At 61.3% G+C, this 21,003-nt stretch carries 18 protein-coding genes; 10 read left to right on the top strand and 8 right to left on the bottom strand.

From position 1 onward, the window contains the following. Positions 1–48 precede the first annotated feature (48 nt). On the top strand, positions 49–1,326 hold the full coding sequence (gene frc / locus H8B02_RS05700) for a formyl-CoA transferase (protein ID WP_163160254.1): 1,278 nt from the start codon (positions 49–51) through the stop codon (positions 1,324–1,326). A gap of 213 nt (positions 1,327–1,539) precedes the next feature. Here frc and H8B02_RS05705 read toward each other — a convergent pair whose 3' ends face one another. The 3 genes from H8B02_RS05705 to H8B02_RS05715 all read right to left on the bottom strand — a co-directional run bounded on the left by H8B02_RS05705 (position 1,540) and on the right by H8B02_RS05715 (position 5,409). Then, positions 1,540–4,143 carry an MASE1 domain-containing protein gene (locus H8B02_RS05705; RefSeq protein ID WP_229165268.1) on the bottom strand — a complete coding sequence of 868 codons (2,604 nt, stop codon included), beginning with the start codon at positions 4,141–4,143 and terminating at the stop codon, positions 1,540–1,542. A 457-nt stretch (positions 4,144–4,600) separates the two neighbouring features. Further along, entirely contained in the window at positions 4,601–4,840 is a 240-nt protein-coding gene (locus tag H8B02_RS05710; protein ID WP_050405125.1) for a helix-turn-helix domain-containing protein, read from the bottom strand. Between the two features lie 11 nt (positions 4,841–4,851). Next, positions 4,852–5,409 (bottom strand): DUF2975 domain-containing protein, encoded by a 558-nt coding sequence (locus H8B02_RS05715; RefSeq protein WP_229165269.1) that lies wholly within the window; start codon positions 5,407–5,409, stop codon positions 4,852–4,854. 135 nt (positions 5,410–5,544) lie between these two features. On the opposite strand from H8B02_RS05715, the gene H8B02_RS05720 reads away from it, so the two are divergent. The 7 genes from H8B02_RS05720 to H8B02_RS05750 all read left to right on the top strand — a co-directional run bounded on the left by H8B02_RS05720 (position 5,545) and on the right by H8B02_RS05750 (position 12,771). Beyond that, positions 5,545–6,051, top strand: a complete 507-nt coding sequence (locus tag H8B02_RS05720; protein WP_229165270.1) for a DUF2147 domain-containing protein — start codon at positions 5,545–5,547, stop codon at positions 6,049–6,051. Between the two features lie 359 nt (positions 6,052–6,410). Further along, a complete protein-coding gene (locus H8B02_RS05725; protein WP_229165271.1) occupies positions 6,411–6,548 on the top strand; it encodes a hypothetical protein in 138 nt (45 codons plus the stop codon). Between the two features lie 260 nt (positions 6,549–6,808). Beyond that, positions 6,809–8,104 carry an oxalate/formate MFS antiporter gene (gene oxlT / locus H8B02_RS05730; protein WP_092125274.1) on the top strand — a complete coding sequence of 432 codons (1,296 nt, stop codon included), beginning with the start codon at positions 6,809–6,811 and terminating at the stop codon, positions 8,102–8,104. A gap of 250 nt (positions 8,105–8,354) precedes the next feature. Then, positions 8,355–9,671, top strand: a complete 1,317-nt coding sequence (gene oxlT, locus H8B02_RS05735) for an oxalate/formate MFS antiporter (RefSeq protein ID WP_229165272.1) — start codon at positions 8,355–8,357, stop codon at positions 9,669–9,671. 286 nt (positions 9,672–9,957) lie between these two features. Continuing rightward, positions 9,958–10,392, top strand: a complete 435-nt coding sequence (locus H8B02_RS05740) for a CBS domain-containing protein (protein WP_212310984.1) — start codon at positions 9,958–9,960, stop codon at positions 10,390–10,392. Between the two features lie 240 nt (positions 10,393–10,632). Then, on the top strand, positions 10,633–11,628 hold the full coding sequence (locus tag H8B02_RS05745; RefSeq protein WP_229165273.1) for an NAD(P)H-dependent flavin oxidoreductase: 996 nt from the start codon (positions 10,633–10,635) through the stop codon (positions 11,626–11,628). A gap of 174 nt (positions 11,629–11,802) precedes the next feature. After that, positions 11,803–12,771, top strand: a complete 969-nt coding sequence (locus H8B02_RS05750) for a zinc-binding dehydrogenase (RefSeq protein ID WP_229165274.1) — start codon at positions 11,803–11,805, stop codon at positions 12,769–12,771. A 164-nt stretch (positions 12,772–12,935) separates the two neighbouring features. On the opposite strand, the gene H8B02_RS05755 is transcribed toward H8B02_RS05750, so the two are convergent. The 4 genes from H8B02_RS05755 to H8B02_RS05770 form a co-directional block, all read right to left on the bottom strand. Further along, positions 12,936–13,430 (bottom strand): RlpA-like double-psi beta-barrel domain-containing protein, encoded by a 495-nt coding sequence (locus H8B02_RS05755; protein WP_312000639.1) that lies wholly within the window; start codon positions 13,428–13,430, stop codon positions 12,936–12,938. A 333-nt stretch (positions 13,431–13,763) separates the two neighbouring features. Continuing rightward, entirely contained in the window at positions 13,764–14,696 is a 933-nt protein-coding gene (locus H8B02_RS05760; RefSeq protein WP_229165276.1) for a pyridoxal-phosphate dependent enzyme, read from the bottom strand. 67 nt (positions 14,697–14,763) lie between these two features. After that, positions 14,764–15,645, bottom strand: coding sequence for a DMT family transporter (locus tag H8B02_RS05765; RefSeq protein WP_229165277.1), 882 nt, complete (start codon positions 15,643–15,645; stop codon positions 14,764–14,766). 73 nt (positions 15,646–15,718) lie between these two features. Continuing rightward, complete coding sequence (locus H8B02_RS05770; RefSeq protein ID WP_229165278.1) at positions 15,719–16,279, bottom strand: TetR/AcrR family transcriptional regulator; 561 nt, start codon at positions 16,277–16,279, stop codon at positions 15,719–15,721. A gap of 188 nt (positions 16,280–16,467) precedes the next feature. Here H8B02_RS05770 and H8B02_RS05775 point away from each other — a divergent pair, with 188 nt between their 5' ends. Beyond that, positions 16,468–17,166 carry a VOC family protein gene (locus tag H8B02_RS05775; RefSeq protein WP_229165279.1) on the top strand — a complete coding sequence of 233 codons (699 nt, stop codon included), beginning with the start codon at positions 16,468–16,470 and terminating at the stop codon, positions 17,164–17,166. 119 nt (positions 17,167–17,285) lie between these two features. On the opposite strand, the gene H8B02_RS05780 is transcribed toward H8B02_RS05775, so the two are convergent. Continuing rightward, positions 17,286–18,731 carry a sensor histidine kinase gene (locus tag H8B02_RS05780; RefSeq protein WP_229165280.1) on the bottom strand — a complete coding sequence of 482 codons (1,446 nt, stop codon included), beginning with the start codon at positions 18,729–18,731 and terminating at the stop codon, positions 17,286–17,288. A gap of 934 nt (positions 18,732–19,665) precedes the next feature. Between H8B02_RS05780 and H8B02_RS05785 the strand changes: the two genes are divergently transcribed. Beyond that, entirely contained in the window at positions 19,666–20,352 is a 687-nt protein-coding gene (locus tag H8B02_RS05785; RefSeq protein WP_229165281.1) for a Crp/Fnr family transcriptional regulator, read from the top strand. Positions 20,353–21,003: the final 651 nt, after the last annotated feature.

Here is a 21,003-nt window from a genome sequence, read left to right on the forward strand (position 1 = left end):
TCACTCCCTGCGGGTGCAGGGGCAGACCAGAGTACGGAGCATAATATTATGACCAAGGCGCTCAAGGGCGTTCGCATTCTCGATTTCACCCACGTCCAGTCGGGTCCGACCTGCACGCAATTGCTGGCCTGGTTCGGCGCCGACGTGATCAAGGTCGAGCGTCCCGGCGTCGGCGACATTACGCGCGGCCAGCTGCAGGACATCCCGAACGTGGACAGCCTGTATTTCACCATGCTGAACCACAACAAGCGCTCGATCACGCTCGACACCAAGAACCCGAAGGGCAAGGAAGTTCTCACGGCGCTGATCAAGCAGTGCGACGTGCTGGTCGAGAATTTCGGCCCCGGCGTGCTCGATCGCATGGGTTTCCCCTGGGAGAAGATCCACAGCATCAACCCGAAGATGATCGTCGCCTCGATCAAGGGTTTCGGCCCCGGCCCGTATGAGGACTGCAAGGTCTACGAGAACGTCGCGCAGTGCACCGGCGGCGCCGCCTCGACCACCGGCTTCCGCGACGGCCTGCCGCTGGTCACCGGCGCACAGATCGGCGACAGCGGCACCGGGTTGCACCTCGCGCTCGGCATCGTCACCGCGCTCTACCAGCGCACCCACTCGGGCAAGGGCCAGCGCGTCACCGCGGCGATGCAGGACGGCGTGCTCAACCTCGCCCGCGTCAAGCTGCGCGACCAGCAGCGCCTCGCCCACGGGCCGCTGAAGGAATACAGCCAGTTCGGCGAAGGCATTCCGTTCGGCGATGCCGTGCCGCGCGCCGGCAACGATTCCGGCGGCGGCCAGCCCGGCCGCATCTTGAAGTGCAAGGGCTGGGAGACCGACCCGAACGCCTACATCTACTTCATCACCCAGGCCCCGGTCTGGGAGAAGATCTGCGACGTGATCGGCGAGCCGACCTGGAAGACCGATCCGAACTACGCCAAGCCGCCGGCCCGCCTGCCGCGCCTCAACGAGATCTTCGCCCGCATCGAGCAGTGGACGATGACCAAGACAAAATTCGAGGCGATGGAGATCCTCAACAAGGACGACATCCCCTGCGGCCCGATCCTGTCGATGAAGGAGATCGCGGAAGACCAGTCGCTGCGCGCGACCGGCACCGTCGTCGAGGTCGATCACCCGACCCGCGGCAAGTACATCTCGGTCGGCAACCCGATCAAGCTGTCGGATTCGCCGAGCGAAGTCGCCCGCTCGCCGCTGCTCGGCGAGCACACCGACGAGATCCTGCGCGAGGTGCTCGGCTTCAGCGACCACCAGGTCGCCGAGATCCACGATTCCGGCGCACTCGACCCGCCGCGCAAGCAGGCGGCGGAGTAAGGCTGCGCTCAATCAAAACGACAAATGGCCGCGGGCAACCGCGGCCATTTTTGTTCGGGCTGCCGCTCTCCGCATCAATGGCGGACATTGATGAGCTCGATGCCACATGTCTGCCCCGGGCGAGATGCGGACAACCTATTCAGCTTTTGCGACAATAGCCTGTTCGATCGCTGCGTCGGCACCGTCGGGCAGCGCCCGCGATGGTGCGACCGGTCAACTTCTGCGAGCCGCGTCGGCGGTGCTTGACGCCAAAGGTATGCCGGATGAGCGCGTCGATCTCGAAGGCGCAAGATCCTGGATAAAATCTCTCAGTGCCTCGGTATCGAACGGCTTGCGGAGTATTTTCAGGCTTGGCGGGGCTGCTTTTGCGGCATCGCTATAGCCGGTTGTGAGGGCTATGGGCAAACCGGGGTACCGCGACCGAACTTCTCTCGCGAGCCCGACGCCATCGATGGTCCCTGGCATGACGATATCGCTGAAGACGAGATCGATCTTCGTACCGGTATCGAGCAACTTCAATGCCGCTTCGGCCGAGTCTCGATAGATGGTTTCATAACCTAGATGCTCGAACAGCGATGATGTCACATCCGCCACTTCGGGGCTGTCGTCGACCACGAGAACCGTCTGCCGCGGCGGCTGCCTTGGTCTTGCCCGGGCAGCGGCGAGTTCTTTGCTGGTGATCTGCTCATCCACACAGGACGGCAGATAGATTGTAATCGTTGTTCCTTGTCCAACCTTGCTGTCTGCCGTCACGGTTCCGCCCGCCTGGTGCGCAAAACCATAAACCTGGGACAGACCGAGCCCGGTCCCTTTGCCGACCTCCTTGGTCGTGAAAAACGGATCGAACATCTTGGACAGAAGATTTGGCGGAATACCGGTGCCCGTATCGCCAAGCGTGATCGCAAAGAAGGCCTTCCCACGGCGATCGCCGCCGGTTTCCTGATTTGCGGTGACCGCGTGGACGGACAACGTGAATGTGCCGCCGCTTGTCATTGCATCTCGCGCATTGACGGCGATGTTGACGATCGCAAGTTCCAGCTCGGCGAGGTCAACCTTGACCGGTGAAACGCTGTCGCCAACGTTCTCGTTGTACACGATGTTCCCGCGCAGCGAGCTCTCAATCATGGTCCGCATGTTCTTGATGGACGCATTCAGATCAACGACCGTCGGGCTGAGATGCTGGTGACGAGAGAAGGTCAACAATTGGCGCGTGAGACTTTCGCCGCGTTTGGCCGCGGTTTGTATGGCTTCGATGGCCTTTGGCAGTTTTGGATCAAGCAGGCGTTGAAATATCTGGGCACTGCCTCCGATGATCATCAATAGATTGTTGAAGTCGTGTGCGATCCCGCCGGTCAGCTTGCCGATTGCCTCCATCTTCTGAGACATCGCGAGTTGTTCGCGCGCCTGGACCAGCTTCTCCTCCGCGTCGCGCCGCTCCGTCGCGTCGCGCAGGATACTGATAAAACCGATCAGATTTCCTGCGTCATCACGGCTCGAAGAGACTGAGCCCGTGATGAAAAACGGCGTACCATTCTTTCTGATACGCCAACCCTCTACGTCGTACTTGCCGCTTTCGATTGCCGACTCCAGCGCATGTGTCGGTGAACCCGCGCGGCGTTCATCCGGCCGATAGAATATCCCGAAGTGCTTACCTATGATTTCTTCCGAGGTGTAGCCGATGATCTTTTGAGCGGTGCTATTCCAGCTCGTAACGTGTCCTTCCCGATCAAGCGCAAAGATTGCATAATCGACAACGCCTTCGATAAGGGTCTGGAAGTGCCGTCTGATGCTGTCGAGCGCCAAAGCTTTCCGTTCGAGTTGACCGTTCAGCTGGTCCTGGACGGAAAGCAAATGGGCTTCCCTGGCCTGACGCGTCGCGCTTGCCGCGGCCAGGGCAAGAGGAGGCGCCGACACGATGATCGAAAGCACGAACAAGGATAACAGCGCCCCGTTCGGATCGATTTTCGAAAATGGATCATTCCCCACCGAGAACCCCCACACGGCAGTTCCGATGAAAATGAACGCGGCCGTCGCCACGGTGCATCGATCGCCGCGCAGACCGGCCCAGATCAAGGGCAGCAGAACCAGAAAGCCCAGAAGGCTCCGATGTGGCAGCAACACGTCGAGGCCGTCGCTGACGAGATCGCTACCGATCAGCGGGCTGTAGGCAGCGAGCCCGATGATACCAGCGAGAGCAGCGACCGTGATCGATTCCAACAGAGTCCATTTGGAAGCAATGCGTAAGGGCATCGTCGCCCAGAGCACGATGACCGGGGCAATCACCAGGGCCCCGGCAGCGTCCGCAAGCCACCAGGTCAACCCGGCGACGACGGAATCGGAAAAGCTCGATTCGTTGGCGAGCGTGAAACCGGCCAAGGCGATGGCTGAACTGATGATCGTGGTCGGCGCAAAGGAAATGATTGCAAACTTTGCGACATCGGACGGTGTGGCAAACGTCTGGCGACCGTTCGACCAGCGGCCAATCAGCCATGTCCCGGCACATGCGGCAAGCAGGCTGCCGATCCCGGCGGCGCCGATCTCCAGGAGCGATCGGTCGGCCATGAGGTAAGGTGAGAGGGCCCCCACCAGGATCGCGGGCCAGATCCGGTAGCCGCGCAGCAGGACCAGCACGAGCGCAAGCCCGGTTGGTGGCCATAGCGGTGTCGCGGCTGGATTTATGGCGGGAAGCAATCGCGCGGATTCGGCAAGACCAGCATAAATTGCGGCAACTATCAGGATTTCGACCGCGTAGGTCGCAACGCTCCGAGCGTCGCCAAAAGCGACAATCTTGGCCTTGGCGAACGTTGCCCTTTCCATCGCAAGCCTTTGCAGTGGGCATCTCAACAATGCGGACGCAGTTTTGACCAAAACATGGCCGCACGATCGTGAGTAGAGAGGCGCTAGCCAACTTCGGAACGAGGGGCCATCGGGCAGTACCGTTGACCTAACAGCGATGGTACACTAGGCGCGGCAGCATCTGGAATACGAATCGGTCCGACCCCGCCGCGTTTCGGTGAGATCATCAGCAATCATTTTCCCTGTTGGCGCAAGAACTCTCGCTGTCGCTCTGATTATCGCTTCGGGGTCAGAAGCGGACCGGACCTTAGTGCGATTTGCATCTTGTCTAGGCAAAGAGGCAAACCACTGCCGCGATTTACGAGGGGCGGCGGAACTCGAAGGGGGCAGCCGAGAAGCAAAATCTGACACGCCGACATCGGACCAATGGACCAGGGTGTGCTCGGGGACACTCGCGCGCGATCGATCGCGCGCCGGATCAGCCGCCCTCGCCGCCATCGGCCTCACCCTCATCGCCCGGTACATATTCCAGAATGTCCCCGGGCCGGCAGTCGAGTTCGCGACAGATCGCCGACAGCGTCGAGAAGCGCATCGCCTTGGCCTTGCCGGTTTTCAGGATCGACAGGTTCTGGATCGAGATGCCGATCGCGTCCGCAAGGTCTCCGAGGCGGCGCTTGCGCTTTGCGAGCATGACATCGAGGTTCACCACGATGGGCACGAGCATCACCCTCAGATCGTCAGATCGTTTTCGGACTGCAACAGGATGGCGTGCTCGAGCACGAACTTCAGCGCCATCAGGAACACACCGCCGGCGATGGTGCCGACATCGAGGTTGTAGTTCAGCAGCAGGAACTTGATGTCTCCGATCCGATACAGGACATAGATCACCGCGTTGGTCGTGATCGTATCGACGAACGGCCAGACCACCAGAAAGATCCCCATCCACCAGACGCCCTGCAGTGTCTCGGAGACAAAAATCCGGCCGTTCGCGAATCGGTTCACCATGCGATGAAGCATGCCGATCAGCACGGCGTAAAACGATACCCCAAGCGCAAACAGCGACCAGAACAGCAGCTGGCCCAGGGTCGACATGGTGAGCGGGTTGGCGACGATGCTGGCGCACTTCGCCTGCTCGCCGCTCAGGCTTTCCGCAATCGTGACCGGAGCAGTCGTGGTGCGGTAATAGGCCAGCCACAGCACCACCGGCAGCGCGACCCAGATCACCCAGAACGCCCGATCGAGCCGGCGAAACCAAAGCTGGCGCTGCTCGCGAACCGATTTCCACATCACATCCATCCGATAATTTTTTTGCCCATACAGGCCGTTACGGCCGGGCCGCATCATGCTGCGGTAATGTTGTTGACTCAACCTTAAACGTGATTTATTTCATGCTTATCATGAAATTTTTCATGAAGAAGGTGGATGATGACGTTACCCCCAGATATTGACGGCCTCCGCAGCGCCCTGAAACAGCTGATCCACGCTCACCTCACGCGCCGCCTGATCGTGGCAGCGTTCCACATTCCGCTGCTCAGCAGCGCCGCCGATGCCGCCAAAGCCAATGACAAGGCCAACGATCCGGCCGGCGTCTGGCTGACCCAGTCCGGCGACGCCAGGATCAAGGTCCAGCGCTGCGGCAGCGCGCTGTGCGGCCGCGTCGTCTGGCTGAAGGAGCCGACCGACAAGGCCACCGGCAAGCCGCAACGCGACGACAAGAATGCCGATCCCGCGCAGCGGACCCGGCCGGTCATAGGCATCTCGCTCTTCATCAACATGCAGCCCGCAGGCCCGAACAAATGGGCCGGCAGGATCTACAACGCGGATGACGGCAAGACCTATGAGAGCTCGGTGACGCTGGTGTCGTCGGGCACGCTGAACGTTCGCGGCTGCATGGGAACGCTGTGCGCGGGCGAAGACTGGACGCGGTGAAGGGATCTGGCCCCGACCCTTCATCGGCCAAGAAGAAAAGCAAACCCAGTCACTCAAGGCCGCCCCGTCAGGCGGCCTTCTTTGTGACGGCAGCGACGGCGTCGGTCGGCCACATTGAAAATGCACCGCGCAAGAGCGGCACGATTCCCGGGCTTGGTGAAGACCCACGCTTGCCTGGACTTGGCCGTGGCTTCAATGCGCTCCCCAATGTGGGATGCCAACCCACCCGTCCTGTTGCATTGCACAATTTGCCATGCTGCTATGCAAACAGGCCCGTTGTCTCTGGCATCTGGTATACATAATTTGGCTGCAGATGATGAGCCGGCCCGTTGCTGGCCCTCCAGTCAAAGGGGACACCAATGTCCAAGACTACTGCACTCACGCTCGCGCCCTCCTCCGCCCTGTTCGGCCGCCTGATGGCCACGATCGACCGCCTGCTGATGAAGAGCGCGGAGATCTCCAACCGCAATGGCGACCTGCCGCACTTCGGCCTCTGAGGCCTGAGGATTCCGCGCGCGCTGCACCGAGACCGTTTCGTCGCAAGATGCGATCTCACATTGAACCTTCGACCAATGGCCCCGATTTTCGGGGCCATTTTTTTTGCGCGCTGAATTACTCTCATTGCGGTGACCGCCTTCAGTCCTCTGCGGCATATGCGCACGCAACCTCTGCGACAGCTTGAACCTTGGCATATCAAATACCAAGATGACCGAGCCGCGCCACAAGCAGAATGACAAAGCGCGCACTGGGAGGATCAATGTCGGACATGGTTCAGGCAACTGCGGCCCCGGCGGCCGCGCGTGTCAGCGATACCTATCGCTGGACGCAACTTGCGATCGGCGTCGCCGCGATGGTGATGATCGCAAACTATCAATACGGGTGGACGTTCTTCGTCCCCGACATCCAGAAGAAGTTCGGATGGGATCGTGCATCGATCCAGTGGGCCTTCACGCTCTTTGTGCTGTTCGAGACCTGGCTGGTGCCGGTCGAGGGCTGGTTCGTCGATAAATACGGTCCGCGCCTCGTCGTGCTGATCGGCGGCATTCTTTGCGCGATCGGGTGGGCGATCAACGCGCAGGCGACCTCGCTGAACGGCTACTATCTCGGCATGATCATCGCCGGCATCGGCGCCGGCGGCGTCTACGGCACCTGCGTCGGCAACGCGCTGAAATGGTTTCCCGACAAGCGCGGACTTGCGGCGGGCATCACCGCAGCCGGCTTCGGCGCGGGCTCCGCACTCACGGTCGCGCCGATCCAGGCGATGATCAAGGACTCCGGCTTCCAGACCACCTTCCTCTATTTCGGTCTCGGCCAGGGCATCATCATCGTGCTGCTCGCCTTCTTCCTGCTCGCGCCGAAGGCCGGACAGGTGCCGGCCGTCGTGGCGAACGCCAACATCATCCAGACCCGGCGCAACTATCAGCCGACTGAAGTGCTGCGGCAGCCGATCTTCTGGCTGATGTACTTCATGTTCGTGATCGTCGGCGCCGGCGGCCTGATGGTGACGGCGAACCTGAAGCCGATCGCGGTCGACTGGAAGGTCGACAGCGTGCCGGTCACGCTGATGGCGGTGACGATGACGGCGGTGACGTTCGCGGCCACCATCGACCGCGTCCTCAACGGTCTGACGCGTCCGTTCTTCGGCTGGATCTCCGACATGATCGGCCGCGAGAACACGATGTTCATCGCCTTCGGCATGGAAGGCTTCGGCATCTGGATGCTCTACCTCTGGGGCCACGATCCGGTCTGGTTCGTGCTGCTCTCGGGCTTCGTGTTCTTCGCCTGGGGCGAGATCTATTCGCTCTTCCCCTCGACCTGCACCGACACGTTCGGCGCCAAGTTCGCGACGACGAATGCGGGCCTGCTCTACACCGCGAAAGGCACCGCCGCGCTGTTGGTGCCGATCGCCAACTACATGCAGCAGTCGTCGGGCCATTGGGACAACGTGTTCATCATCGCAGCCGGCGCCAACATCCTTGCCTCGCTGCTCGCGATCGCCGTGCTCAAGCCGTGGCGGAAAATCGTGGTTGCGAAATCGGCGGCGATGGCTTGAGCAACGCGCCAATCTTCTGACGAAAGCGCCCGGCCGAACGCCGGGCGTTTTCATTTTTCGGCGTCCGCTATGGGCTCGAATCCGAGGCTGAACCGGCGCTTCGTATGCCAGTCTTGCTGCAATGCACCAGAAAGATAGGCTTGCTTTCTGGAATATAGTATACCAACCTCCGGCTAAGCGCTTGCGACGATACGCCACAAGAATTGCGACACTGGGTCACAACAAGACCAGGCGCGCTCGGGAGGATTTGATGGTTTCCAGCAATGCTGCCGTAACACAAGCACAACCTTCGTCCAGTGGCTTCCGCTGGCTTCAGCTCGTCATGGGCATCGTCTGCATGGCGATGATCGCGAACCTGCAATATGGCTGGACGCTGTTCGTCGATCCGATCGACGGGGCGCATCACTGGGGCCGCGCGGCGATCCAGTTCGCCTTCACGATCTTCGTGGTGACGGAGACCTGGCTGGTGCCGGTCGAGGCCTGGTTCGTCGACAAATACGGCCCGCGGATCGTCATCATGTTCGGCGGCGTCATGATCACACTGTCCTGGGTGCTGAACTCCTACGCGGATTCACTCACTTTGCTCTACGCCGCGGCTGTCATCGGCGGCATCGGCGCCGGCTCGGTGTACGGCACCTGCGTCGGCAATGCGCTGAAATGGTTTCCCGATCGCCGCGGCCTCGCCGCCGGCGCAACCGCCGCAGGCTTCGGTGCCGGCGCAGCGCTGACCGTGGTGCCGATCGCCAACATGATCGCCTCGAGCGGCTATCAGACCGCGTTCTTCGATTTCGGCATCGGGCAAGGCCTGATCGTGTTCCTGCTCGCCTTCTTCATCCAGAAGCCTGCGGTCACGATCCCGCCGAGGAAGAAGCAGCTCAATCTGCCGCAGACCAAGATCGACTTCACGCCGCCGCAGGTGCTGCGCAGCCCGATCTTCTGGGTGATGTATCTGGTGTTCGTGATGGTCGCCTCCGGCGGCCTGATGGCGGCGGCGCAGATCGCGCCGATCGCGCACGACTACAAGATCGCCAACACGCCGGTCTCGCTCGCCGGCTTCCAGATGGCCGCGCTGACCTTTGCGATCTCGCTCGACCGCATCTTCGACGGGTTCGGACGGCCGTTCTTCGGCTGGGTCTCCGACAATATCGGCCGCGAGCACACCATGTTCATCGCGTTCGGCACCGGCGCGCTGATGCTGCTGACCCTGTCCACCTGGGGCCACAATCCGCTGGTGTTCGTGCTGGCGACCGCGGTCTATTTCGGCGTGTTCGGCGAGATCTACTCGCTGTTCCCGGCGACCTGCGGCGACACCTTCGGCTCGAAGTTCGCGACCACCAACAACGGCATGCTCTACACCGCGAAGGGCACCGCCGCGCTCTTGGTGCCGGCCGCCAGCATCGTTGCCGCCAGCTATGGCTGGCAGGCGGTGTTCGTGATCGCGGTCGCGCTCAATGCCACCGCGGCGCTGATGGCGCTGTTCGTGATCAAGCCGATGCGCCGCGCTTTCATCAACGGCAACGAGGCTGCCGCCGCAGCCGAGACCGCAACGAATGCCAAGACGGCCTGAAATGTCGGCTTGATATGCCGGCCTGATTTGACGGCCCGACTTCCCGCGGACTGATGGAGGCGCATTTCGGTGCGCCTCTTTCGTTTGGGGAGCACAGGGATGCCAGATACCAGATACGCCAAGCGCGGTAGATGGCCAGCCCGCTCACACCAAGTCACAATCGTCTGAAACGTCAGCGACTCTGCCTATTTCGGCTGTTTCCTGGTGGTAGATTTCCGTAACGGCCGCGTTGACAATTGGCATTTTGTATACCAGAATCCTGTCAACGATAACCAAGGAGGTTGCCATGCAAGTCGGAGATATCCTGCGCAAGAAGACCCCTCGCGTTGCCACGGTTCGCATGAACGAGACGGTGGCGATCGCCGCGCAATTGATGCGCGCCAGCAATATCAGCGCGCTCGTGGTCAAGGATGTCGTTCGCACCGAGGGCAACACTGCCGTCGGCATGTTCACCGAGCGCGACGTGGTGCGCGCGATTGCCGAGCACGGCGCGGCCGGCGCCAGCATGAAGGTGTCGCAGCTGGTCTCGGTGCAACAGCTGGTGTCGTGCACCTCGAGCGACACGCTCGAGCACATCCGTCATCTCATGACCAAGCACCACATTCGCCACGTGCCCGTGATCGACGATTACAGCCTGATCGGCGTCGTCAGCATGCGCGACATCGCGGCCGCGTTCGACGAGGAAACTTCCGCCTCGAAGAAGGACGCGGTGCCGGCGTAACAAGCATCTCGGCTGTCATTGTTCTCGGCCAGGCGCTGCGTGCCGATCATCAGCGCTTGCCGCAATAGCCTAAAACTCCGCCCTCGCCGGACCGCCGCGCCCCGTCATTTCCGCATGGGCGCGCCGCAGGTCGCCGGTAGACATTTGCCGGACAGGACTGCATCCTTCCCTCGACATCCAAAAACAACACCGTGCGCGGCCGTCCGCGGCGCGGAAAATTCTGATGGAAACGAGGGCAGAATGATCAAGACACGCTTCACCGAAATGTTCGGCGTCGACCACCCGATCGTGCAGGGCGGCATGCAATGGGTCGGGCGCGCGGAGCTGGTTGCCGCCGTCGCCAATGCCGGCGCGCTCGGCATGATCACCGCGCTGACGCAGCCGACGCCGGATGATCTGCGCAAGGAAATCGCGCGCTGCCGCGAGCTGACCGACAAGCCGTTCGGCGTGAACCTGACCATCCTGCCCGCGATCAAGCCGCCGCCCTATGCCGAATACCGCCAGGTCATCATCGAGAGCGGCATCAAGATCGTCGAGACCGCCGGCAACAAGCCGCAGGAACATGTCGACGAGTTCAAGAGGCACGGCATCAAGGTGCTGCACAAATGCACCAGCGTCCGCCACGCGCTGTCCGCCGAACGGATGGGCGCCGACGCGATCTCGATCGACGGTTTTGAATGCGCCGGCCATCCCGGCGAGGATGACACCCCCGGCCTGATCCTGATTCCGGCCGCCGCCGACAAGGTGAAGATCCCGATGATCGCCTCGGGCGGCTTCGGCGATGCCCGCGGCCTCGTCGCAGCGCTGGCGCTCGGCGCCGAAGGCATCAACATGGGCACGCGCTTCATGTGCACCAAGGAGAGCCCGATCCATCAGCTCGTGAAGGAACGCATCGTCGCCAATGACGAGCGCGAGACCGAGCTGATCTTCCGCACCATGCGCAACACCTCGCGCGTCGCCAAGAATGCGATCTCGACCAAGGTCGTGCAGATGGAGAGGGAAGGCGCCAAGTTCGAGGACGTGCGCGAGCTCGTCGCCGGCGCCCGCGGCAAGATGGTCTACGCCACCGGCGACGCCGACGAAGGCATCTGGTCGGCCGGCCAGGTGCAGGGCCTGATCCACGACATTCCGTCCTGCGCCGAACTGATCTCGCGCATCGTGAGCGAGGCGGAAGCGATCATCCGCGAGCGTCTGGACCGCATGACGTCGGTGGGCAAGCGCCAGGCCGCGGAGTAAGCGGCCGAGGGTAAGATGAGTTACCCGTCACCCTGAGGTGGCCGCTGCTTCAGCGGCCCTCGAAGGGTCGACGGCCACCGGCCGGGCCGTTCATCCTTCGAGACGCGCTGCGCGCTCCTCAGGATGACGGAACTCAGAGTCATCTCGAAATCGACACACAACGAGAAGAAGCCCATGAAAGCCTACGTGTACGGAGCCAACGGCCCTGAAATCACCGACGTTGCGAAGCCCGTGCCGAAGGGCACGCAGGTGCTGGTCAAGGTTCACGCCTGCGGGCTGAACCGCGCCGATCTCGGCATGACCAAGGGCCACGCCCACGGCGCGGCCGGCGGCGTCGGCACCGTGCTCGGCATGGAATGGGCCGGCGAGGTTGCCGAGCTCGGCCCTGATGCCAAAGGCGTCAAGGTCGGCGACAAGATCATGGGCTCGGGCGGCGCGGCGTTCGCCGAGTACACGCTCGCCGATCACGGCAGGCTGTTTCGCGCGCCATCGAACATGAACTTCGACGAGGCCGCCACCCTGCCCGTCGCGCTCGCCACCATGCACAATGCCGTCGTCACCAATGGCGCGCTGCAGGCGGGCCAGACCGTGCTGATCCAGGGCGCGAGCTCCGGCGTCGGCCTGATGGCGATGCAGATCGCCAAGCTGAAGGGCGCGAAGCTCGTGGTCGGGTCCTCGACCGATGCGATGCGCCGCGGCCGCTTAAAGGAATTCGGCGCCGATCTCGCGGTGGATTCCAAAGATCCCGGCTGGGTCGATCAGGTGTTGCAAGCGACCGGCGGTGAAGGTGTCGATCTGATCGTCGATCAGATCTCCGGACCGGTCGCAAACCAGAACCTCAAGGCGACCAAGGTCAAGGGCCGCATCGTCAATGTCGGCCGGCTCGGCGGCACCCACGCCGACTTCAACTTCGACCTGCACGCGGCGCGCCGCATCCAGTACATCGGCGTCACCTTCCGCACCCGCTCGATCGAGGAGATCAGAGATATCTTCGACGAGGTGCGCAAGGACATCTGGCCCGCGGTCGAGGCGCGCAAGCTGCAGCTGCCGATCGACCAGGTCTACAAATTCGCCGACATCGGCAAGGCGTTCGAACACATGGAAGCCAACAAGCACCTCGGCAAGATCGTGGTGACGCTGTAGCGACGAGGTGCGTAGGGCGGATTAGCGAAGCGTCATCCGCCATCTTCTGTCGGGTGCACCGGCGGATTACGCCGGAGCCTGTCATCGGGCCGCGCTTCGCGCGGACCCGGTGGGCTAATCCGCGCCTGCTGCGTGCGATGCCCTGGCTCTTTCGCGTGCGGTGTTCAGCCGACCGGTCCGGGAATCCAATAATCCCCCGCAAGCGGGCTGACCTTTACGTCACCAATGACTCCGAGCTCCAGGCTTGGATCGAAATAGCGCATCGTCCGCTCATTGAGGTCAATGATGCGGCCAGGCCGTAGTGGCCCCACGTCATTTATCTTCACGATGACCTTCTTGCCTACAGCCTCGACGAGGGCATATTTCGGCCTCGCGCCAAATTGGACCCCACCAAACTTCCGACGCAAACTCGTTTTGATGGCAGCCGCCCAGACCGAGCGATCATAGCGCTCGCCGGAGGCTGTGCTCGGACCGCCCTCCTCCTTGCCGGGCTTGAACGGATTGTACATGGATGCCGCGCCAATTATTGCATCCCCACACGCGGCGTTGACGACGGCGGTTGAATGAACCGCACCGATTTCACTTCGAGCAGCGGTGCCAGAAATGGCGAGCGCAACCAGGGCGCCGCAAATTGCGGCGCTCGAGCCGAACAGCATCATAACTCCTTGATTGATTTTTTTCGATCGTCCGGTTCCTGATGCCGCAAAACATGGTCAAGCGAACGCGGTGGCGTTAACGCGTGCCAATTCTTCGCGGATTCGCGCCAGTTCCGGCGACGGAACCATTATGAGAACCGGGACGGTCCTCACACCGTGTCTTCAGTTTCGCGCCCGACTAAGACAGAGAATGCGTCAGCAAAATGACTGAATGGAGCGGTCTTCGACAGCGCGTGAAGAGCATCTCGGCGTCACTTTCCGCACCCGCTCGATCGAGGAGATCCGCGAGATTTTTTGACGAGGTGCGCAAGGACATCTGGGCCGCGGTTCGCGCGGTCAGCATTCGGGCTCCGCATTGCCCCCGCAAGCAATGACCCAGGTTCGGGTATGCTTCTTGGTGACGACACCTCCCAAAACTGCCGCCAACGCGACCGCTCCGCTTGGCTCAGCTTGAATGCCGCACATCTTGCGCAAGAGCCGACATGCATCTTCCACCAGCCTGTCACTGACCGCGCATACCTCGACATTCGAGTTTTCCAGGATCTCGAACGCGCGTGCGCCGACCTTGCGAGACCGCAAGGCATCACACGACGTGTCACCAACGGGGTCGATCCGAATAGGCGCGCCCCCCGCACGCGCGCGCGCATATCGCGGATGCGTTTCCGGCTCGACAACATAGATTTCAGCAGAAATAGACCTGGAGCGCAGGGCCAGCGCCACGCCAGCCGCCAATCCGCCGCCGCCACAGGCTACGACGACGGCATCGGAGTTCGAGTTATCTGCGTCCATCGCGGCAGCGATTTCCAGTCCCAGGGTGAAGCTGCCCGCGATCATTTCGATATCTTCGAAGGCATGCAGGTTACGCCAATTGCGCTCTCCTGCTTCTGTCTCGGCGCGCTCTGCCAACTGCGAACGTTCCGCGAATTGGATGTCTGCTCCTGTTCTTCGAGCTTGTTCCAATTTGAAGGCCGGTGCATCGCTTGGCATAATTAGACAAGCGGGCTTGCCAAGCGTTTGGGCTGCCAAGCCAACTGCGATTGGGAAGTTGCCAGCTCCCGCGGCTACGATGCCTTGGGAGGCATTGCGGACCCCAAGTATTGCTCCCCGAAACTTGAACGACCCACTGCGCTGCAGAGTTTCATCTTTGACATGGACGGTACATCCGATCCGAGCGTTCAACTCGGACGATGACCGCATGGGCGTTCGGTAGGCTTGCTGTGAAATAAATTCGAGGTCTCGCGGCAGCAGGTCAAAGGAGTAGCCGAGCATCGTTGCCTTCCGTGGTAACGGTAAGCCAGCCTAGACAAATATCGATTGTGCTCAAATCCGTGTCGGGTCAATTATTGTGACGGCTCGACTTAATTGGCACGTAGGCCGATCGTAGCTGTGTGATGGCGACGCCGGAGATTGCGAGCAGCCCGCCGACAACCAATTTCGGGGTCACGCGGTCGCCAAGGAACATCACGCTCGAGATCAGGGCGAACACCGGAAGCAGCAGACCGAACGGGGCGACGCGGCCCATCGAGCAACGGGCGATCAGCCAGAACCAGAGGCCAAAGCCGACGATGCCTCCGATGAAGATAGTGTAGGCGAGCGCCAGCCAGCCGCGTTGATCCGCCGTGCCAAGGCTCGCCAGCTGTCCATATTCGAGCAGCAGCGACATCACCATGACCTGCGGCACGGTGAGCAGCGACGACCACCCCATCAACATCAGCGGATCAAACGGGCCGTAGCGTTTGGTCAGGACGTTGGACACCGCGAACGCGAACGCCGCCCCGACCACAAGCAGCAGCGGAAGCGCGTTGGTCGACAGCCCCGGCCCCGCCGCCAACACCACCACGCCCGCGAATGCAAGCACCACGCCGGCTGACGTGACGAGAGACGGCCTCTCGGCGAGCAGCGGCCAGGCCAGCAGGACGGTGAAAGGCGGCGCGAGTTGATATGCGACAGCCGATATGCTTCCCGAGCCGAGCCCAAGACCAACATAGAACAGCCCGAAGTTCAGTCCACCAAGGAAAAGCGAAATAGCTGCGATAGGGCCGAACTGTTGACGCGTGGGTTTTTTGACGAACGGAACAAGCAGCAGCGCGATCGCCAGGAAGCGCAGTGCGAGGAAGAACAGCGGGGGAAACTCCGTGACACCCACCTTGATGGCCACGAACTGAAGGCCCCAAAGCAAGGGAACGGCCACTGCGCAGACGATCTGGATGGCAGACATGGCATCATTCCTTTCAAGACCGATCGGTCTAGATATGGACGCACCAATAGCGAAGGCGTCCATGGGTTATGGCTTATCTGATGAAGCGATCGAGCAGCGCGTCAGCGGTGGCTTGCCATGCGATCCGTGTCTGTGCCGTTTTGGCGACCACGCGTAACCCCCAAACGAAACAGACGAGAATTCGGGCGGCGCTTGCAGCCTCGACGCCATCGGCCAATCTGCCCGCCGCCTCCGCGCGAGACAGCGCGTCTGCCACCCTGGCTTCCATTGTTTTGAAAAAGCCCGCGACGCGACGGCCAACCTCGGCATCCTGGCCGGCCAGTTCCATGGCCGTCGCCACCAGCAGGCATCCGCGCCGGCCATTGGCGCCGCTGGCGCGCTGGATGTAACCGGCAAGGTAGGCCCGCAGGCCGGCGACCGGCTCTCCGCCAGAGTCGAGTTCGATATCCATCCGAGTCAGCGCATCGGCAATGTAGCGATCGAGCGCGCGCAGGAACAGCGAGTGCTTGTCGCCGAAGGCGGCGTAAAGGCTACCACGCGAGAGCTTCGTCGCACGCAGCAGATCCGGCAGTGCCGTGGCGTGATAGCCGCGCGACCAGAACACATCCATCGCACGTTCGACGGCGGCTTCCATGTCGAAACTTCGCGGGCGGCCACGAGGCAGCTGCGTGGTGGTTTGGCGGCTCATCCTCAATATATAGACCAATTGGTCCATATATCGCAAGTGGTCGTTTGGATCATGAACCGGCGAGCCGCGGCAGAGCTGGCGGGATTCGTGGGTGCTTTGGCGACATCGCGACGCGATGCCAACCTAGATCAGCGATGTCGGGTTCAATTGAACCGGAAAAGCTGCCGCCGTCACGCCCGGTTTCACATCCTCATTGCGCGGCGATGACTCGAAAACTCTGCGGCGAAAGGGACAGAGCCATGATTGCAACTTCCACCACCATCATCAGACCCTCGCTCCACCACGTGACGATGAAAACCAGCCGCCTCGACGAGATGATCGAATGGTATGGTCGTGTTCTCGGTACGCAGGTGCAGTTCCGAAACGAAGTGGCCGCTTGGACGTCAAATGACGAGGCAAACCATCGGATCGCTTTCCTGGCTGTGCCCGGTCTCGGAGACGACGCCGACAAGATCCATCACAACGGGATGCACCATTGTGCGTTCGAGTATGCGAGCTTCGCTGACCTGATGTCGTCGTACGACCGTTTGCGCAAGGCCGGCGTCGAGCCGGCGTTCAGCGTCGATCATGGCTTGACGATCTCGATCTACTATCAGGACCCCGAGGCCAACTACGTCGAACTGCAAAGCGACAATTTCTCCGATTGGAAGCTTTCGACCGCGTATATGCGGACGTCCCGTGCATTCTCCGAAAATCCGATCGGCGTATTCTTCGATCCGTCGCGCGTCCACGAGAGCTTCAAATCCGGCACCGATTTCGGCACCTTGCTGAAAGATATTCGCGCGGGCCATTATCTGCCCGAGCAAATTCCAAGCATCGGATTGCCGGCGTAATGGTCCGTAGGATGGGCAGAGCGGAGCGAAACCCATCAATTGCGTCCGCCCGGGGACATGATGGGTTTCGCTGCGCTCGACCCATCCTACGGTCCTGTGACGGCACGTGGCGGACCGGCCTATGCAAGCGGCAAGGTGATTTCGCACCTGAGCCCGTTGGTACGCCAATCAAAACGCACCTCGCCCTTGAGTTGGCCGACCATATTTTCCACGATGCGGGTGCCGAACCCGCGGCGTGTGGGCGGCGTGACGGTTGGCCCACCCGATTCGGCCCAGCACAGACTGAGCCTTCCGCCTGGCGTAAGGGACCACGTGATTTCAACGTGACCGCCCGCCGCCGACAGCGATCCGTATTTTGCCGCGTTGGTCGCGAGCTCATGCAAGGAGATTGCAGCCGTCTGGGCCGTACTCGGCTCCAGCATGACGGCTGGGCCGTCAATTCGCACGCGCGCGTCCCTCTCCCCGCTGTAAGCCAACAGCTCCTGCGTGACCAGACGGTGAAGCTCGGCTCCCGCCCAACGGGATTCCACGAACAGCGTATGGACCTTCGCGAGCGCACCAATGCGCCCCTCGATCAGTTGCTTGAGATCGTCTGACGTAGCCGAATGGGAAAGTCGCACCGTCGCCAGCACGGTCGCCAGGATGTTCTTTGTTCGATGCTCGGCCTCGCGCGCGAGATTGACGATCTGCGCCTGGCTCCGTTTACGCTCGGTGATGTTGCGCGCGATTTTGGATGCGCCGACGACCGTGCCATGAGCATCTCTGACCGGCGAAACGGTCAGGGAAATGTCGATCAAGCGCCCATGCTTGCACTGCCGGACAGTTTCATAGTGTTCGACGCGCTGGCCGCGCCGGATTCGCCCCATGATCGCGGCTTCCTCGTCTCGGCGATCGGGCGGAATCAGGATCGTAATCGGCTTGCCGATGATTTCCTCCGCGAGGTAGCCAAAGATGCGTTCCGCGCCGCCGTTCCAACTCGTGATGACGCCATTGAGGTCCTTGCCGACGATTGCATCGTCGCTTGATTCGATGATGGCGGCGAGCCTCAGCGCGGCTTCCTCACCGTGTTTGCGTGCCGTTATATCCTGGAAGCAGTTGATGGCGCCGACAATGTTCCCCCCACTGTCCCTGACTGCCTCGATGTCAACGAGCGCGATGCCGCGAGAACCATCAGGCCGCTCGATGTGAACCTCCTGCTGGCGCACGGATACACCGGTGCGCAACACGTCGGCCATGGGGCACTGATGGTGCAGCAGCAGACTGCCGTCGGGGCGAAACATTCGATACGATCCACAAAACCGTTCATCGGGATCGCCGAGTTTCGGCAAGCGGCCCCAGAGTTCGGCAGCGCGGCGATTGTATCGAAGGACAAGACCATCCCGGTCGCAAACGTAGATCGCAAATGGTAATTGTTCGAACAGCCGCCCGGGCACCTCGAAGGCCTGTTGCTCGTCGCGCAGACCAAGGACGGCGCCGGCCGCATTCGCTATCGCATCGACCTCGCTGGAGGTTCTCACGGCTTTGCGCTGAGGGAAGCGTCGCGCGTCGGAAGGTACATTACTCATTGTGCTGTGACCCGGGCCGAATTGGTGATCTTGATTATCTCGGAGTCGAGATCCGCGATGCGGCAACTGTCCTGATCCGCATTGTTACTTCGACTTGACGGCTTGTGGTGCAAGTGCGCGCTTCATGAAAGCATACGCCCTCAACTGTGCGGCGTTACGAAGCGCATTCTGTCTCGCCTCGCCCTCAGGCAATTGCTTCGCCTCACTGGCACGCGCCTCTGCCTGCTCATCCAGATGGTCAGCGGTCAAGAATGTACCTTGGTCCTGTTACGCTTTTTGAGGCTCATGTCGGGGGTCCCAAATTTCTCTCGAACCAGTCGAGTGGTCCGGATTGCGACGGGCCCGATACGACTTGCATCTGGTGGACGTGGCCGCAGCTTTTGCAGCGCAGCGTCCAATGCTCATGGCCAGCTCGCGACGGCGTGATCCGCTGGACCACGGTGGCGCCCGCACATCGCTCGCATCGTGGGCTCGACTGGACCCGGGGTGAGGGAGCTATTTGATCGGCCATTTTCAATCTCCCATGAGATTGCTAAATTCTAGTCCGGGGATTTAAGCTGGCCGCAAAGCCACCCTCGGGCGTCGCCGCTCAAGGGGTCGCCGACCAGGGTTTGCTGGGCACGATCACACTTGGGGCATTCGAACGTGCGGAGTTGGTGCCCCCCTGGGCCTGGCGCAATGCAGGCCAGCCGCGTGCGGGTCTGGCAGTGCGGACAGTGCGGGCGCTCTATGACGCTCAGCGGCGGACCGGTTGGATACGTGCGAAAGCCGAGCATGCGGGCACCCTTTCTGGATCGGGCGGGCGCCCACCACATTGCCGGACACCGGCCACCGACCGCGTGATTTTCTTCCCTTGGAAACTGGTCCGCTGGTCAATATTGACCACAACGCACCGGTTTAATATTTAAACATTGCTGGTCCGAAGGAGGGGCTTGTGAAGTCTGCCAAGCGACAGTTCGATCCCCAGGCCTTTCTCGCCAAAGTCGGGACCGGCAAGACGATAGTGAAGTACCGTAAAGGCCGGATCATCTACGCCCAGGGCGAAGAGGCCGACAAGGTCTTTTACATCCAATCGGGCAAGGTCAAGGTGACCGTTGTGTCCGAGCAAGGCAAGGAAGCCGTCGTCGGCATATTGGATGCTGCGCAGTTTTTTGGCGAGGGTTGCCTGAATGGCCAGGCGGTCCGCATTGGGACCGCAAGGGCGATGGAGGAGTGCCTTATCACCTCAATCACGCGAAAGGCGATGATGGCGGCGCTCCGCAAGGAGCCACGATTTTCAGAACTGTTCATGACGTACCTGGTCACCAGGAGCAATCGCATTGAAGAGGATTTGATCGACCAGCTCTTCAATTCAAGCGAGAAGCGGCTCGCACGCCTGCTGCTTCTGCTGGCCAATTTCGGAAAAAATGGCACGTCAACGCCAATCGATGCGTCGATCAATCAAGCGACCCTGGCCGAGATGATCGGAACGACCCGACCCCGGGTGAGCTTCTTCCTGAACAAATTTCGCAAGCTCGGATTGATCAGCTACAACGGCAAGATCGAAGTGCATCGTTCCCTGTTGAACGCGGTCCTGTATGAAAAGCCGCAACTGGAAAGAGACGAAGAACCCGCCGAATAGATCGGACGGTTGCGCGATCGCTACCCCGGATAAGGGAAAATTGACGGCCTGAAGGTCGTCGTGGCGACGGCTGTTGCCCATTCGACACGACGGGCAACTCAGCAAGATCTGTCAACCCTCCCCATCAAAAACAATTCGCTTTATCAGAAATGCAACTCGGTGTATGGTCTGCCCGTCTCACCCGATCGAGGGGCGCTTCGCGATCGTCACGGGTGTTGCGGTGAGATGCGGTGGCCGCCGCGTGTGTGACTGACGAGCATGCATGAGGCGGACGGTGAAGTCGTGTGGTCCTGACGCCCCAGTGGCAGGTGTCTTCTCGCAAGACGCGATGCGCCTTGCGAGGACGGTGACAAGCAAGCCCGGTCTCGCCGGGGAGAGCACGAAGTAAGCCGTAACGCCATCGCGCAGGGAATGCCGGAGTGTCTCCCGCTGAACCTGTATGCTCGTGTGCGTCTTTGTTTCCACTTTTGCACACGGGACCGCGGGTGCAGCGCGCACCCGGCATTCCCTGCGCCCTCTTGTTTCGGGGCAAAATGATTTTGCAAAGCTCGGGCGAAACGCGCCGCGAGAACGAGGATGTATGCTTCACACGTCAAGCACATCTAGCGTCGTCCTGGCGAAAGCCAGGACCCATTACCCCGAATGCGAGTC

Origin of the sequence: Bradyrhizobium altum (genome assembly GCF_020889705.1) — a bacterium.
In the GTDB taxonomy this organism is placed as follows: domain Bacteria; phylum Pseudomonadota; class Alphaproteobacteria; order Rhizobiales; family Xanthobacteraceae; genus Bradyrhizobium; species Bradyrhizobium altum.

Bases quoted from the DNA above. Each gene is read 5' to 3' on its own strand.
- oxlT (WP_229165272.1), top strand. From the start codon at position 8,355: ATGGTTTCCAGCAATGCTGCCGTAACACAAGCACAACCTTCGTCCAGT.
- oxlT (WP_092125274.1), top strand. From the start codon at position 6,809: ATGTCGGACATGGTTCAGGCAACTGCGGCCCCGGCGGCCGCGCGTGTC.
- H8B02_RS05745 (WP_229165273.1), top strand. From the start codon at position 10,633: ATGATCAAGACACGCTTCACCGAAATGTTCGGCGTCGACCACCCGATC.
- H8B02_RS05780 (WP_229165280.1), bottom strand. From the start codon at position 18,731: ATGAGTAATGTACCTTCCGACGCGCGACGCTTCCCTCAGCGCAAAGCC.
- H8B02_RS05770 (WP_229165278.1), bottom strand. From the start codon at position 16,279: ATGGAAGCCGCCGTCGAACGTGCGATGGATGTGTTCTGGTCGCGCGGC.
- H8B02_RS05760 (WP_229165276.1), bottom strand. From the start codon at position 14,696: ATGCTCGGCTACTCCTTTGACCTGCTGCCGCGAGACCTCGAATTTATT.
- frc (WP_163160254.1), top strand. From the start codon at position 49: ATGACCAAGGCGCTCAAGGGCGTTCGCATTCTCGATTTCACCCACGTC.
- H8B02_RS05720 (WP_229165270.1), top strand. From the start codon at position 5,545: ATGATGACGTTACCCCCAGATATTGACGGCCTCCGCAGCGCCCTGAAA.
- H8B02_RS05750 (WP_229165274.1), top strand. From the start codon at position 11,803: ATGAAAGCCTACGTGTACGGAGCCAACGGCCCTGAAATCACCGACGTT.
- H8B02_RS05705 (WP_229165268.1), bottom strand. From the start codon at position 4,143: ATGGAAAGGGCAACGTTCGCCAAGGCCAAGATTGTCGCTTTTGGCGAC.
- H8B02_RS05740 (WP_212310984.1), top strand. From the start codon at position 9,958: ATGCAAGTCGGAGATATCCTGCGCAAGAAGACCCCTCGCGTTGCCACG.
- H8B02_RS05725 (WP_229165271.1), top strand. From the start codon at position 6,411: ATGTCCAAGACTACTGCACTCACGCTCGCGCCCTCCTCCGCCCTGTTC.
- H8B02_RS05755 (WP_312000639.1), bottom strand. From the start codon at position 13,430: ATGATGCTGTTCGGCTCGAGCGCCGCAATTTGCGGCGCCCTGGTTGCG.
- H8B02_RS05765 (WP_229165277.1), bottom strand. From the start codon at position 15,645: ATGTCTGCCATCCAGATCGTCTGCGCAGTGGCCGTTCCCTTGCTTTGG.
- H8B02_RS05775 (WP_229165279.1), top strand. From the start codon at position 16,468: ATGTCGGGTTCAATTGAACCGGAAAAGCTGCCGCCGTCACGCCCGGTT.
- H8B02_RS05715 (WP_229165269.1), bottom strand. From the start codon at position 5,409: ATGTGGAAATCGGTTCGCGAGCAGCGCCAGCTTTGGTTTCGCCGGCTC.